Genomic DNA, 13,526 nt, shown 5'->3' with positions numbered 1-13,526 from the left:
TCACGTCAGACGAGGCGATCCTTCCCGCTCACCGGTAAGGATCGCCTCGTGGCGTTCTCGTCTCAGCCGACCAGGAACCGGAAGCCGGTGATCGAGTTGTTCGCGGGGTTGGCATCCCGCTCTGCCTCACGCGCCGTGACCGTCGACTGACCGATGTAGAAGCGGCCCAGCAGGCTGCGGGTGTGGACGGTGAACGTCTGCCCGGGGCGGATGGACTCGATCGTGAAACCGTCGCTCGCGGTGGGCGGGATCCCCGACACCGCCACCGCGATGTTCGTCGCCGTCACACTGCCCCGGTTCATGATCCGGACGACGAACGGTACCTGCGGTGGGTAGTTCCGGGGCCCGAGCTCGGGCAGCGACACAACGAGGTCCGGACGGGCTGGCAGCGCCGACGCCGACGAGACTCCCGCCATCAGTCCGGCTGCGGCACAGGCCGTCGCGGCAAGGGCGGTCAGGGGGCGGGTCCAGCGGCGCATGCTTCTCCTCGGGTCCGGGGCGGGTGCTCGTACAGCTGTACCAGACCGCGTCGACCCGATCGGACGATCACGACAGATCAGGCCGGATAGACCTTGCCGTCGCGGACGGAGACGGCCACGGTGGCCAGGCCGGTTCGCGCCGGGCCTTCCAGGACGGCGCCGGTGTCCGGCGCGAACTCCGACCCGTGACACGGACAGACGAGCTTGTCGCCCTTCGGCGCGACCGCGCAGCCCTGGTGCGGACAGATCGCCGAGAACGCGCGGACGGCGGCGTCGCCGGTGCGGGTGACGATCCCCATCGCCCCTCCTGGCAGGCCGACAGCCACCGACGAGCCGACAGGGACCGCGGACAGCTCCGTCAGCGAGCCGTCGGCGCTCGTGGACGGAGCGGGTGTCGACTCCGACGATCCGCCCGCGCCGCAGGCGGCGAGCGCGCAGACGCAGGCTCCGGCTGCCCCACCGGCCAGGACAGAGCGACGACCCACGGATGTCTCGAGGTGCATGCCCTCAGGGTAAAAGCGGAACCTGAGAGCCCGGCCGGGTCCGCGGGCTTCAGAGAGGAAAGACCTCAGTGACGCAGCGCGGAGAGGACATCGGCGTGGGTGATCCAGCCGACCACCCGGTCGTGATCCGCGTCGAGGACGGGCAGCCCGGTGGACCCGTGGTCGGCGAGTGCGTCGAGCACCGCGTCGACATCGTCGGACGCGGTGATCGGATCGGGGAGTGAGGTGATCTGCTCGACGGTGACGGCACGGGCGTGCGGGATCCGCAGGGCCTCGGTGACCGCGCGGGACGTGACACATCCGATGTAGCGGCCGTCGCCGTCGACGACGGGGAGCATCGCATGGTCGGCGGCGGTGAGCGCATCCGCCGCGTCGTCGAGAGGGAGGTCAGCACCCAGAGGCGCCGGGGCGGGCGAGATCGCAGCTGCCACCGAGACTTCCGTGAACGGGTCACGCTCGGGCGCGCGGTCGATGTCGATCCCGCGTCGGAGCAGCTTGCGCGTGTAGATCGTGTCCTCGGAGATGAGACGGGAGACGCCCGCCGCCATGGCCACGGCGAGCATGAGCGGCAGGATGATGCCGTACTCGCCGGTGAGCTCGAAGATGATGACGACCGAGGTCACCGGCGCGCGCGTCGCACCGGCCAGTGCCGCGGCCATCGCGACGAGTCCGTAGGCGCCGGCGTTGCCCACGATCCCGGGCGCGACGTCGTGCCCGATGAGGCCGAACGCACTGCCCGCCATCGCCCCGACGAACAGCGTCGGGGCGAAGACGCCGCCGGAGCCGCCTATCCCGATGGTGAGGCTCGTCGCGACCATCTTGGCGAACAACAACCCGATCAGCACCGCGACGACGTAGTGCCCCTCGACCGCCTTCTCGAGGATCGGGTAGCCGACGCCGTACATCTGCGGGACGCCGAGCAGCAGTCCCCCGAGCAGGACGCCGCCGACGATCGGCCGCGCCCACTCGGGCCATCGCCAGGCCCAGTCGCAGAAATCCTCGATGAGGTAGAGCACCCGGGAGAACGCGACACCCAGCACGCCCACGACGAGACCGAGCGCGATGTAGAGCAGGTACTCCGCGGGGTGGTCGACGGTGAAACGGGGGAGCTGCAGGAAGGTCTCGTCGCCGAGGATCGCCCGCGAGACGATGTTCGCGGTCGCACTCGCGAGCACGACCGCACCGAACGACTCCGCGGCGAACGTGCGCAGGATCAGCTCCAGCGCGAAGAACGGACCCGCCAGGGGTGCGTTGAAGGTGGCCGAGATCCCGGCGGCCGCGCCGCACGCGACCATCACCTTGAGTCGATCGGCGTCGAGGCGTGTCCACTGCCCCAGGGTCGACCCGAGCGCCGACCCGATCTGCACGATGGGTCCCTCGCGGCCGACGGATCCGCCGCCACCGATGCACAGCGCGGAGGCCAACGCCTTCACCACCGCGACCTGTGGCGCGATCCGTCCACCGCGCTCCGCGACGGCGAACATCACCTCGGGGACGCCGTGGCCCTTCGCCTCCGGGGCGAACCGGTAGACGAGCGGCCCGTAGACGGCGCCCGCGATGACCGGTGTGATCAGCAGGAACCAGAACCCGAGGCCCGGGAAGTGCGGACTCGCGATGCGCCCCACGTCCGAGTAGTCGCCGGTCCCGGTGAACAGCCAGGTCACCGCCTCGATGAGGTAGCGGAAGCCCACGGCCCCGAGCCCGGTCCCCACCCCGATGACGACGGCCAGCGGGACGATCGCCGATCGACCCGTGCGCAGCCAGTCCGCGACTCCGGTGGTGGTCATGCGACCTCACCCCGGTTCACGCCGAGCACACAGAACTCGTTGTCCTCGGGGTCGGCGAGGGTGACCCACCGTGCGTCGTCGGGCTGGCCGATGTCGACGTGACGGGCACCGAGCCCGATCAGTCGGCGCACCTCGTCGGCGGGCGTGGTCGACTCGTCGGCCCGCAGGTCGAGGTGGAGGCGGTTCTTCACCGTCTTGGCCTCGGGGACGGTCAGCAGGTCCATCCCGGGAGCGTCGGGGTCGGCGGGGCCGATGCCGATGTCGGAACCGTCGACGTCGCGCACCTCCCAGCCCAGTGCGGCGCACCAGAACTCGGACAGCACGCGGGCGTCGTGACAGTCGACGGCGATGACCGCGATCCGGCTCGGCATGGGCTGACGGTAACCGAGTCCGATTCGCGCCGACGCGTGGACCGAGGCCGGTGACATCGAGCCCGACTAGGATCGCCGCGTGCCGTTCCACCGGTTCCTCGAGCGCCACGTCCACGACGAGGCCGTCGCCATGGGCAAGGCCCGCCGCGACGACGTGCCACGGTCGGCGCTGGCAGAGCGCAGCACCGTGCAGCGCGAGGTGGTCGATCTCGTCCGACGACAGCACGAGGGCCGGATCCCCGAGCTGATCCCGCTGCGGGTCGCCCGCATGAGCGAGTCCCCGTACGCGTTCTTCCGGGCCACCGCCGACATCATGGCGACCGACCTCGCCGGCACCCCGGTGACCGGAGTCGACGTCGTGATCAGCGGCGACGCGCACGTCGGCAACTTCGGGCTCTACGCGAGTCCGGAGCGCCGCATCCTGTTCGACCTGAACGACTTCGACGAGTCCGGCGTCGGCCCGTGGGAGTGGGATCTCAAGCGGCTCGTCACGAGCGCGGTCCTCTGTGCGCGCGAGGACGGGGCCGACCGCGACGATCAACGCGAGCTCGGCGAGCAGGTCGGCGAAGCGTACCGACGAGCGATCCGTCGGGCGGCGGGCGAGTCCGTGCTCGACCGGTACTACACCGCCGTCGACGCGGAGGAACTCGCGGATTCCGGACCCGGCGCGGTCGCCGAGGTGATCGAGGAGGCCCTCGCGAAGGCGCGGCGGAGGACCGCGGCGTCCATCGTGGACAAGCTGACGGAGGTCGGACCCGACGGGCGCCGACGGATCATCCCCGACCCGCCGATCGTCGTGCCGCTCTCCGCGCAGGACCCGGCGACGGTGCAGCTGGCCGGTCAGCGGGTGGACGAGATCTTCGAGCACTACCTCGGATCTCTGCGCACGGACGTCGCGCTGCTGCTGTCGCAGTTCGAGATCGTCGACGTCGCGCGTCGTGTCGTCGGGGTGGGTTCCGTCGGCAACATCGCGCTGATCGTCCTGCTCGAGGGTCCGTCCCGGGAGCCGATGGTGTTGCAGCTCAAGCAGGCGGCGCAATCCGTGCTCGAGACGAACGGTGGGCTGACAGACGTCATCCCGGAGACCGAGGACACCCTCGAGGTCGCCCGCGACGCGGTCAGGGTGGTCGCCGCAGCCCATGTGCTGCAGGCGAACTCCGATCCGTTCCTCGGCTGGACCGCATCACCGGAGGGTGCGTTCTACTGGCGCCAGTTCCGGGACATGAAGGGGTCGATCGACGCGAGCGACCTCAGTGCGAAGGAGTTGCGACGGTACGGCCAACTCTGTGCCCGTCTGCTCGCACGAGCACACAGTCAGAGCCCGGCGTTCGGCCAGATAGCCGGATACCTCGGCAAGAACGACGCCGCCCAGGTCGCGGTCGCGCGGTGGTCGGTCGACTACGCCGACCAGGTCGACGAGGACTACCGGACCTTCCTCGACGCGGTGGCGGTCGGCGAGATCTGACCTGCGGTGCCGACGCTGCGGGACGGGGTCACGTGGACCTCGTCGACGGAGACGCGGTGTCCCTCGTCGCAGACGATGTCGACGTGGACAGGGGCCTCACACCCGACGTGCCGGAACTCGAGCGGGCCGCCGTCGTCGAGGAGATGCTCCGCGCCCCACTGGTAGAGGGCCATGACGACCGGGGCGAAATCGGTTCCCGCCGGGGTGAGTCGGTACTCGTGGCGGGTGCGGCTGCCGGGCTCCCGGTAGGGCACCTTGTGCAGCAGTCCGGCTGCGGTCAGCTCCTTGAGGCGGGCGGCGGCGACCGCCTCGGTGACGCCCACCCGGTCGACGAAATCGTCGAAGCGGCGGGTGCCGTAGAGCGCCTCCCGCATGATCAGCAGCGCCGAGCGGGTACCGACGACGGAGAGCGTCGCCGCAGCCGGACATCCGTCGGCGCGCCAGGCGGACCGGTGCGCGAGTGGCCCCGTCGGGGCGAGCACCGCCCCGTCTTCTGTCGAACTCATGACCTCAGTCTAGCTTGACAAAACCATTGCCAGCGGCAGACCATCTGGCTATGACAAACACAAGCCTGCCGGGATCGACCGTGCGGGATCGGCGCGAACCGCTCGCCCTGGCCGTGCTGTGCCTCGCGGCTTTCCTGGCGAGCCTGGACGTGTTCATCGTCAACGTCGCGTTCGATGCGATCGGGAAGGACTTCGGTGGCGCCGACCTCACGACGCTGTCCTGGGTGCTGAACGCCTACGCGATCGTGTTCGCCGCCTTCCTGATCCCCGCGGGACGTCTCGTCGACCGCTACGGCCGAAAAGGCGGCTTCCTTCTCGGCGTGGGTGTCTTCACCCTCGCGTCGGTCGCGTGTGCGGTGGCCCCGGGCGTGTGGTGGCTGGTCGCCTTCCGCGTGGTCCAGGCGCTGGGGGCGGCCATCCTCACGCCGGCGAGCCTCGGACTCGTTGTCGCCGCGGCCCGCCCGGAACACCGCGAGCGGTCGGTGCGGATCTGGGCCGCGACCGGCGCACTGGCCGCGGCGTTCGGTCCGGTGGTCGGCGGCCTGCTGGTCTCGATCGACTGGCGCTGGGTGTTCCTCGTGAACGTGCCTGTCGGGATCGTCGCGATGGTCGGGGCGTGGCTCGTGGTCCCCTCGTCCCGGGAGCTCACTCCGACACCTTTCCCGGACATGCTCGGTGCGATCGCCGCCGTCGTCGGCATCGGTGGTCTGACGCTGGCGCTCGTCGAAGGGCCCGACTGGGGCTGGACGTCCTCGCGGTCCCTCGTGGTCTGGCTGATCGCGGTGCTCGCGCTCGCGGTGTTCGCGGTGAGCAACGCCCGACACCGGTCACCGTTGCTGTCCACGGCGCTGTTCCGCGTCCGGGCGTTCGCCTGGTCCAATGTCGCGGCTCTGCTGTTCGGCGTGCCGTTCGCCGCCGGCCTGCTGGTCAACATCTTGTGGCTGCAACAGGTCTGGGGGTGGTCGGCGATCACCACCGGCTTCGCGGTCGCGCCGGGCCCCATGATGGTCCCGATCTTCGCCGCGGTCGCACATCGCATGGCCGCGCGGATTCCCGTCGGGATGGTCGTCGCCGCAGGGTGTCTGTTGTTCGGGGCCGGCGCGGTCCTGGTGTCGATGTCGGTCGGCCCTGACTCCGACTATCTCGGCGCGGTGCTGCCCGGTTGGGTGATCGGCGGGATCGGGGTGGGCCTGGCCCTGCCGTCGATCCTCTCGTCGGCCACCGTCGACCTCCCGGCATCGCAGGCCGCGGCCGGTAGCGCCACCGTGTCGATGTTCCGACAGGTCGGCATGGTGCTCGGCGTCAGTCTCGTCGTCGCCACCGTCGGCGCACCGGTCGGATACGCAGCCGCGCACAACGCTTTTCAGCACGCCTGGTGGGCAACCGCCGGTGTCGCGGTCGCGGCAGCGCTCGCCGCCGTCTTCATGACGCCGGCACGGAAGACCGCGGCGACGCCGGAGGTGGCGCTCACGACCGCCTGATCCCGAGCGAGTCGTCTGTGCCCAGAACCACCGCCATCTGTTGGGCGGCAGGAACCATCTGTTGGGCACCCGGGACATCCAAACGGATTGTGCACAGGTGGTTTTGGGCTTCTGGTCTTGTCAGACCCCTCGTGTACACATGTACTCATGAAGGGCACGGACATCGCCGACGCGCGAGACGCGCTGCGTGACGTGATGGCCGTGCTCGCCGCGCTTCCTGCTGCGGATGACGAGGCCGAGGCGATCGACCTGATCTCTCTCGCGGAGTCGGTGAAGTCTTCATGTGCCGCTGTGCAGGCCGAGCAGACCTTGCGGCTGCAGGAACTGCGGTCGGCGGCGGAGGCCGAGCGTGGCGTTCCGATCGAGCGACGGTGCCGGGGGTTGTCGGCGGAGGTCGCTCTGGCGCGGCGGGTGTCGGGCAACGCCGGTGGCCGGTATCTGGGGTTCGCCCGGGCGATGGCCGAGATGCCCAACACCTTCGCCCGCCTCCGCGAAGGATCCCTCTCGGAATGGCGGGCGACGATCCTGGTCCGCGAGACCGCCTACCTGCAGGTCGAGGATCGCCGGATCATCGACCACGCACTGTGCTCCGACGCCACGACTCTCGACGGTGTCGGTGACCGCGCTCTCGAGGCATTGGCCAAACAGATCGCCTACCAACGCGACCCGCAGGCCGTCGTGGACCGCAACGCATCCGCGCCGAAGGACCGTCGCGTGAGCATGCGGCCCAAACCCGACGCGATGGTGCAGCTGTCGGCGCTGCTGCCCATGAAGGCCGGGATCGCCGCGTACGCCGCACTCAAGCAACACGCAGACGGGCTCGTCGGGGACGGTGACCGCAGCCACGCGCAGATCATGGCCGACACCGTTGTCGAACGGTTGACTGGCCAGGCCCGAGCGGAGGATGTGGCCGTTTCCGTGGACGTCGTTGTCAGCGCGGATGTTCTCGTCGGAGACTCCTCCGCCGCGGCGGAGGTCCCCGGCTACGGCCTGATCCCGGCCGACACGGCACGGGACCTGATCACCGATGCCCTCGACGCCGATGCCCTCGTGACGCTGCGACGTCTGTTCGCGGCGCCCGACTCGGGTGCGCTCGTCGCGATGGAGTCGAAGGCCCGGATCTTCCCGTCCGGTCTGCGCCGGTTCATCATCCGCCGCGACATCTCGTGTCGCTTCCCGTACTGCGACGCACCGATCGCCGAGATCGACCACGCCCACCCCCATCACGACGGCGGACCGACGGACGTCCTGAACGGGCTGGGCGAGTGTCGGACCCACAACCGGCAGAAAGAGAACCCCGGCTGGTCTGTCACGACCGCGATCGACGACGACGGCACCCACGAAGCTCTGATCCGCACACCCACCGGACACGAACACCGCTCCCGGGCGCCTGACCGGGTCGGCGGGGAGGCGGCGTGAACCGTTGCGCTCAGACCACCACGCGGAAGTGGGTGATCAACCGGAAGCCGTCGAGGTGGTGGAAGGCGATGCCGGCGGGCTGTGTCGTGTCGACGATCCCCTCACCCTCGAAGGGGAGCTTGAGCGTCGCGGAGACTCCCGGGGCGACCACCAGCGGCAGCCCGGCGAACGCGGTGACCGCGCCGGAGTGGGCATGGCCGCACAGCGATCCCACGACGTTCGGATGGCGGCCGATCACCTCCGCGAGGCGGTCCTCACCGATCTGACGGATACCGTCCATGAACGGCATCTGGAGCGTCGCCGGCGGGTGGTGGAAGCACACGACGACGGGTGTGTCAGCACCGACCGTGGCGATCTGCGACTCCATCCATTCGAGGCTCCCGTCCGACAGCCACCCGTCGTCGCGGCCGGGAATGGTGCTGTCGCACATCAGGTACAGGACACCGCCGACCACGGCGGACCGATTCAACGGGAGGTCGGTCGCAGCACCGTCCAGCAGCGCCCGGGAGAACTCCGGTCGGCGGTCGTGATTGCCGGGGATGACGAGCGTCGGGACGCGCGCGGCACCGATGATCTCGGCGGCCTCGGCGCACTGTGCCGGCGTGCCGTCGTCGGTGATGTCGCCGGTCACCACCATGACGTCGATCCCGGCGGCGCGGTCGTTCACGTGATCGATCACCGCACGGATGCGAGCCCGCCGTGCCGGGTCGCCCGTCACGTGGAGGTCGCTGATGTGGGCGATCACGGTCACGCCCGACATGATCACAGATCGCCGGGCAACTTGTCCCGCCGGATGCCGCGCCAGCTGGGATGCCTCAGATGCCCCGCCGTCGTCCAGTCCATGAACCGGACCTCGGCCACCACCTTCGGCAACACCCACACCGCGTCGCGCTCGATCGGCCGGTCGAGCCGCTCGAGGAACGGGGACGTCTTGCGTCGGAGCGGTTCGAGTTCGGCGGTCAGCTCGGCGAGTTGTCGTTCGGTGAGGCCGGTCCCGACGCGGCCGATGTAGCGGAGCCCGGTGTCCTCGGGCAGCCCGACCAGCAGCGAGCCGATGGTCGACGATCGGTTGCCCTTCCCGGGCCGCCACCCGCCGACCACCACTTCGATGTCCTGCCAGTTCTTCTGCTTGCGCCACGTGCTCGACCGTCGTCCCTGTTGGTAGACGGAATCGCGGCGCTTGGCGACGACCCCCTCCCACCCGCGGTCGCGGCTGTGGGCCATCGCCTCCTCGCCCGACCCGTCCAACACCGGGGGGACCTCGACGACCGGGTCCCGAGCGAACAGCGGCGCGATCTCCTCGAGGACGGCCCGACGATCCCGCCACGGCTTGCGCAGCAGCGACGTGCCGTTCAGGAACAGCACGTCGAAGATCAGATACCGGACATCGACCGCCTCGTCGGCGCCGGCGCGGCCGGTGAGCAACGTGAAGTTGCTGCGGCCGCTCGCGTCGATCGCCACTGCCTCACCGTCGAGGATCACGTCCAGCAGACCGAGATCGTCGGCGAGAGAGCCCAGTTGCGGGAAGTCGGCGGTCATGTCGATCCCGGACCGGGTCCGCAGGCGCAGGGTCCCGTCGGTGTACTGCGCGAGGATGCGGTAGCCGTCCCACTTGCCCTCGAACGCCCAGTCCGCCGCGTCGAGGGCCTCGACCGGTTCCAGCGTCGCGAGCATCGGCCGCGGGTCCTTGAGACTGTCGGGCACGATCGGCCGCGGCTCGTCGGACATGAGGTGGGCCAGCCAGTTCTTCTCACCCGTCCGTATGAGCGCGTACCGGCCCTGTATCCGTTCACCGTGGAGACGGACGATGACCTCGTTGTCGCGCCACTTCTCGGTCTCGTACGTCCCGCGGTCCCAGATCTCGACGTGGCCGCCGCCGTACTCACCTGCCGGGATGTCGCCGGCGAAGTCGGCGTAGTCCATCGGGTGGTCCTCGGTGTGCACCGCGAGCCGGTTCTGGTCGGGATCGACGGGAAGGTTCTTCGGCACCGCCCACGAGACGAGTACCCCGTCCCGTTCGAGGCGGAAGTCGTAGTGGAGTCGTCGCGCGTGGTGCTCCTGGATGACGAAGATCGGACCGGACGCGACCTCCGGCTCGGGCTCGTCGACGTCGCGACTGTCCCCGAACGGCTCCGGGGTGCGGGTCTCGTCGCGCTTGCGCCGGTACTCCGACAGGTCCACGACGCCAGGCGCCACCGGGTCCGCGGCGTCGTCGGCTGTGGTCGGATCGGGGACGGCGGCGTCGAGGTCAGCGAGAAGGTCTCCGAGATCATCGATGCGAGAACGCATCTCGGCCATGGTGACGTGGGCGATGTCGGGATCGGAGAGCTCGTCCCACGTCCGCGGGGCGGCGACCGTGGGCGCGTCCCGACCGCGCAACGAATACGGCGACAACGTCGTCTTCGCGCTCGAGTTCTGGCTCCAGTCGATGAACACCTTGCCCGCACGGACGGCTTTCGCCATGACCGCGGTGACGTCGTTCGGCCGCTCGGCCGCGAGGGCGGTGGCGATCTGCTTGGCGACGGTGCGGGCGTTGTCCGACGTCACCGCGGCGGGCAACGGCGCGTAGACGTGAATCCCCTTGCTGCCGCTGGTGACGGGGTAGCCGACCAACCCTGCGCCGTCGAGGATGTCGCGGACGAGCAGCGCGATCTCGGCGGTCTGTGCGAGCGTGACGTCGGGGCCCGGGTCGAGGTCGAGCACGAGGCGGTTCGCGCGGCGGTCGGCCTTCGCCAGCTGCCCCTCCTCGACGGGGAAGGTCCACTGCGGGACGTGCAGTTCCAGCGCTGCCTGCTGCGCGAACCAGATCAGGTCGGCGCGAGAGGTCGCGAGCGGGTAGGTGGCGCTGCGATCGCTGTGCTCGATCACCCGACGGGTCAGCCAGTCCGGAGCGCCCGCGGGCAGGTTCTTCTCGAAGAACGGGGCAGCCCCGGTGCCGTCGGGCCAGCGTTTGCGGGTCACGGGTCGCCACCAGAGGTGGGGCAGGATCAGGGGCGCGACGTGGTCGTAGTACTCGATGACCTCGACTTTTCGGGTACCGGTCGCCGGGTACAGCACCTTGTCGAGATGCGTCACCGACACGGTGCGGCCGTCGACGTCGAGCGTGTCCGCCATGACCCCAGTGTCCCAGGTCGGGACCCGGGTGGGTTCGGCCGCCGACCGGGGTCAGCGTGCGATCGCGGTGTCGCCTCGCGTGATGATGTCGGCGATCCGGCGTGCCCGGGCCTCCACGTCGACGCGATGGCCGGCCGACCAGAGCATGAGCACCAGCACCTCCGCGGTGAGGGACTCCCGGAGGCCGCCGGCGGCGACGACGTCGGCGACCAGCCGATCGGCCAGGACGCGGTCGTCGTCGGAGCCGGTCGCGGGTCGCCGCGTGAGGTGCATCGTCATGGTGAGCGCTTTCGATCCGCGGTGACGCGCCGATGCGCCACTGAGTTGCCGATCACCATATGCCAATGTGAGATCGCAAAGGTGTCATCTGAGTAGATGACGTCCAGGTCAGTTCTCGAGGACGAGGCGCGCTGTCATCTCCCGACGGCTCGAGACGCCGAGCTTGGCGAAGATCGCCTTGAGGTGGTCCTGAACGGTGTACGGCGAGAGGTGGAGCGTCGCGGCGATGTCACGGGTGTTCGCGCCCTGAAGCACCTGCAGTGCCACGTCCTCCTCGCGAGCCGTCAGTCCGTGTGCGGCCAGCGCCATCCGACTCACCGCGACCCGCGAGGTGGGTTCGACGGTGACGACGACGTCGGGTCCGGCATCGGCGCCGTCGAGCGGCGCGGTACGGACGCTCAGCCACGAGCCGTCTGCGGTGAGGGTCTGCGTGGTGAGCGGGGTCCCCGACGTCCGCGTCGATGCGACCACAGCGAGGATGCCGGGGGGCAGCTGCCCGTGGTCGAGGCCGCCCAGGTTCTCGACGGCGGCGTGCGCGCCGGCGGTCATGTGGGTCACCCGGTCTCGTGCGTCGACGATGAGGACGGCCGGTCCGCCGGGGTCGGCGTCGGTGGGGGAGTTGCCCGCCGATGGCAGCCGGAACATGGCGCGCTGCACGGACTCGGCGACGACGGAGCACGCGTCGGCGATCACCGCTGCGTCGGCGGGGCTGAACGGCTTCTCGTCGGCACGTCGATAGAGCGCGAGAGCCGCCCATGTCGCGGCGCGGCCGAGGAAGCAGGCACGCAGCTCGTCGCCGAACCCGAACACCGGCGCCATGAACTCCCGATGGCGCCGGCAGCGGAACAGGTCGCCGTCGGTGTCGATCGAGAGGATCGCGACCGGGGGATCGCGACGGGCGATCTCGTCGAACCTGTTGATGTCGGGTGCCCCGTATTCGGCTGCGGCGAAGTCGACGTCGCCCACGCCGAGGTCTCGCGTCTTCGACGCCCAGGTGATGAGACCGGTCGTCGGGTCGGTGGTCGCGAAGCAGGCGAAGTCGAAAGCGACGTGCCGGCGGATCGCCGAGTAGACCCGGTCCGCCAGGTCGTCCATCGACGACGCCGACGCGAGATCACGCGTCAGCCGGTCACTCAGCGCGAGAGAGGGTGCGGGCCGTGCCATACCTGCACTGTCGCACGCACGTGCGGACGTCGCGACCCCCACGACGGATTACCCAGATTTCTGGGATGCCGTGTGCGACGCGCGATTCCTAGCGTCATCCGCATGACATCACCGAGCACGACCCCGACACCCCGGACCATCCCCGACCTGACACACCGTCACCGCCACGACCGCCGATGCTGGTGGGATCACCGTGACGCACGGTGGCGCTGCGGCGCGGTCACCGGCACCGAGACGGGCGGGACGATCCGATGACCGCCGCTCAGACCGCGCCGACCGTCGACGTCCGCGACATGCTCGTCGTGCACACCGCGCTCCTCCGCGAGTTCCGGCTCGCCCCGGCCGCCGTCCGTCGAGTCGGCGACGACGACCCTCGACAGCGCGACCGCGTCGACACCCACCTGGACCTGCTCTGCTCGCTGATGCATCACCACCACGAGGGTGAGGACGAGCTCCTCTGGCCGCTCCTGCGCGAGCGTCTGGACGGCGACGACGCGGCGATGCTGGACGTCGTCGAGGCCCAGCACGCCGGCATCGACGCCGCGCTGTCCCGGGTGAACGACGCCCGCTCTGCGTGGCGAGGGTCGATCGACGCGACGACCAGCCGACGCCTGGCGTCGGCACTCGAGGACCTCTTCGGCGCACTGCGGGACCACCTCGAGGTGGAGGAACGATCAGTGCTGCCGCTCGCGGCGGCCCACCTCGACGCCGCGGAATGGCACGCCGTCGGCGAGGCCGGCGCGGCGTCGGTGCCGAAACCGTCGATGCCGCTCGTCATCGGGATGTTCGCCTACGAGGCCGATCCCGCAGTTCTCCGGGACATGCTGCGCGCAGCGCCCGCTCCCGTCCGCATCCTGGTGCCCCGCATCGGCCCCCGGATCTACGCCCGACGTGCCCTGGCCGTCCACGGCACCCGCACACCCTGATCCGACACCTGCACGCCCACACCACGACACAC

General features: G+C 70.1%; 14 protein-coding genes. 5 read left to right on the top strand and 9 right to left on the bottom strand.

Going from position 1 to position 13,526, the window contains the following annotated elements; all coding sequences use genetic code 11:
- Window positions 1–62 precede the first annotated feature (62 nt).
- The 4 genes from Q1A98_RS01430 to Q1A98_RS01415 all read right to left on the bottom strand — a co-directional run bounded on the left by Q1A98_RS01430 (window position 63) and on the right by Q1A98_RS01415 (window position 3,140).
- Entirely contained in the window at window positions 63–479 is a 417-nt protein-coding gene (locus Q1A98_RS01430) for a hypothetical protein (RefSeq protein ID WP_299569303.1), read from the bottom strand.
- A 77-nt stretch (window positions 480–556) separates the two neighbouring features.
- Window positions 557–982 carry a Rieske (2Fe-2S) protein gene (locus Q1A98_RS01425; RefSeq protein ID WP_299569301.1) on the bottom strand — a complete coding sequence of 142 codons (426 nt, stop codon included), beginning with the start codon at window positions 980–982 and terminating at the stop codon, window positions 557–559.
- A 65-nt stretch (window positions 983–1,047) separates the two neighbouring features.
- On the bottom strand, window positions 1,048–2,769 hold the full coding sequence (locus tag Q1A98_RS01420) for a chloride channel protein (protein WP_299569299.1): 1,722 nt from the start codon (window positions 2,767–2,769) through the stop codon (window positions 1,048–1,050).
- Complete coding sequence (locus Q1A98_RS01415; protein WP_299569297.1) at window positions 2,766–3,140, bottom strand: VOC family protein; 375 nt, start codon at window positions 3,138–3,140, stop codon at window positions 2,766–2,768. Before Q1A98_RS01415 ends, Q1A98_RS01420 begins: the two co-directional genes overlap by 4 nt.
- A 79-nt stretch (window positions 3,141–3,219) precedes the next feature.
- On the opposite strand from Q1A98_RS01415, the gene Q1A98_RS01410 reads away from it, so the two are divergent.
- Window positions 3,220–4,605 (top strand): DUF2252 domain-containing protein, encoded by a 1,386-nt coding sequence (locus tag Q1A98_RS01410; protein ID WP_299569295.1) that lies wholly within the window; start codon window positions 3,220–3,222, stop codon window positions 4,603–4,605.
- Here the strand turns inward: Q1A98_RS01410 and Q1A98_RS01405 are convergent.
- The gene (locus Q1A98_RS01405; protein ID WP_299569293.1) at window positions 4,563–5,111 is read right to left on the bottom strand and encodes a helix-turn-helix domain-containing protein; all 549 of its coding nucleotides are present in this window, start codon (window positions 5,109–5,111) and stop codon (window positions 4,563–4,565) included. The two genes, Q1A98_RS01410 and Q1A98_RS01405, sit on opposite strands and share 43 nt — an antisense overlap.
- Window positions 5,112–5,161: 50 nt before the next feature.
- Between Q1A98_RS01405 and Q1A98_RS01400 the strand changes: the two genes are divergently transcribed.
- Window positions 5,162–6,592, top strand: coding sequence for a DHA2 family efflux MFS transporter permease subunit (locus Q1A98_RS01400; protein WP_299569291.1), 1,431 nt, complete (start codon window positions 5,162–5,164; stop codon window positions 6,590–6,592).
- A 147-nt stretch (window positions 6,593–6,739) separates the two neighbouring features.
- On the top strand, window positions 6,740–8,011 hold the full coding sequence (locus tag Q1A98_RS01395; RefSeq protein ID WP_299569290.1) for an HNH endonuclease signature motif containing protein: 1,272 nt from the start codon (window positions 6,740–6,742) through the stop codon (window positions 8,009–8,011).
- 10 nt (window positions 8,012–8,021) lie between these two features.
- Here the strand turns inward: Q1A98_RS01395 and Q1A98_RS01390 are convergent, their stop codons facing one another.
- From Q1A98_RS01390 to Q1A98_RS01375, 4 genes are all read right to left on the bottom strand, one after another.
- Window positions 8,022–8,762, bottom strand: coding sequence for a metallophosphoesterase (locus Q1A98_RS01390; protein ID WP_299569289.1), 741 nt, complete (start codon window positions 8,760–8,762; stop codon window positions 8,022–8,024).
- A gap of 11 nt (window positions 8,763–8,773) precedes the next feature.
- Window positions 8,774–11,125 (bottom strand): ATP-dependent DNA ligase, encoded by a 2,352-nt coding sequence (locus Q1A98_RS01385; protein ID WP_299569288.1) that lies wholly within the window; start codon window positions 11,123–11,125, stop codon window positions 8,774–8,776.
- A gap of 51 nt (window positions 11,126–11,176) precedes the next feature.
- Window positions 11,177–11,404, bottom strand: coding sequence for a hypothetical protein (locus tag Q1A98_RS01380; RefSeq protein WP_299569286.1), 228 nt, complete (start codon window positions 11,402–11,404; stop codon window positions 11,177–11,179).
- A 108-nt stretch (window positions 11,405–11,512) separates the two neighbouring features.
- Window positions 11,513–12,568, bottom strand: coding sequence for a helix-turn-helix transcriptional regulator (locus tag Q1A98_RS01375; protein ID WP_299569284.1), 1,056 nt, complete (start codon window positions 12,566–12,568; stop codon window positions 11,513–11,515).
- 102 nt (window positions 12,569–12,670) lie between these two features.
- Here Q1A98_RS01375 and Q1A98_RS01370 point away from each other — a divergent pair, with 102 nt between their 5' ends.
- On the top strand, window positions 12,671–12,823 hold the full coding sequence (locus Q1A98_RS01370; protein ID WP_299569283.1) for a hypothetical protein: 153 nt from the start codon (window positions 12,671–12,673) through the stop codon (window positions 12,821–12,823).
- Window positions 12,820–13,494 (top strand): hemerythrin domain-containing protein, encoded by a 675-nt coding sequence (locus Q1A98_RS01365; protein WP_299569281.1) that lies wholly within the window; start codon window positions 12,820–12,822, stop codon window positions 13,492–13,494. The genes Q1A98_RS01370 and Q1A98_RS01365 overlap by 4 nt, the downstream gene beginning before the upstream one ends.
- The last annotated feature ends 32 nt before the right edge of the window (window positions 13,495–13,526 follow it).

This window comes from uncultured Williamsia sp., assembly GCF_947494875.1.
Taxonomy (GTDB): domain Bacteria; phylum Actinomycetota; class Actinomycetes; order Mycobacteriales; family Mycobacteriaceae; genus Williamsia_A.
The sequence above is the reverse complement of the archived record's forward strand: the minus strand, read 5'-3'. Positions and strand labels throughout refer to the sequence as shown.

Coding starts and splice junctions, on each gene's coding strand:
- Q1A98_RS01385 (WP_299569288.1), bottom strand. CDS start 11,125: ATGGCGGACACGCTCGACGTCGACGGCCGCACCGTGTCGGTGACGCAT.
- Q1A98_RS01370 (WP_299569283.1), top strand. CDS start 12,671: ATGACATCACCGAGCACGACCCCGACACCCCGGACCATCCCCGACCTG.
- Q1A98_RS01380 (WP_299569286.1), bottom strand. CDS start 11,404: ATGACGATGCACCTCACGCGGCGACCCGCGACCGGCTCCGACGACGAC.
- Q1A98_RS01375 (WP_299569284.1), bottom strand. CDS start 12,568: ATGGCACGGCCCGCACCCTCTCTCGCGCTGAGTGACCGGCTGACGCGT.
- Q1A98_RS01365 (WP_299569281.1), top strand. CDS start 12,820: ATGACCGCCGCTCAGACCGCGCCGACCGTCGACGTCCGCGACATGCTC.
- Q1A98_RS01400 (WP_299569291.1), top strand. CDS start 5,162: ATGACAAACACAAGCCTGCCGGGATCGACCGTGCGGGATCGGCGCGAA.
- Q1A98_RS01415 (WP_299569297.1), bottom strand. CDS start 3,140: ATGCCGAGCCGGATCGCGGTCATCGCCGTCGACTGTCACGACGCCCGC.
- Q1A98_RS01395 (WP_299569290.1), top strand. CDS start 6,740: ATGAAGGGCACGGACATCGCCGACGCGCGAGACGCGCTGCGTGACGTG.
- Q1A98_RS01420 (WP_299569299.1), bottom strand. CDS start 2,769: ATGACCACCACCGGAGTCGCGGACTGGCTGCGCACGGGTCGATCGGCG.
- Q1A98_RS01425 (WP_299569301.1), bottom strand. CDS start 982: ATGCACCTCGAGACATCCGTGGGTCGTCGCTCTGTCCTGGCCGGTGGG.
- Q1A98_RS01405 (WP_299569293.1), bottom strand. CDS start 5,111: ATGAGTTCGACAGAAGACGGGGCGGTGCTCGCCCCGACGGGGCCACTC.
- Q1A98_RS01430 (WP_299569303.1), bottom strand. CDS start 479: ATGCGCCGCTGGACCCGCCCCCTGACCGCCCTTGCCGCGACGGCCTGT.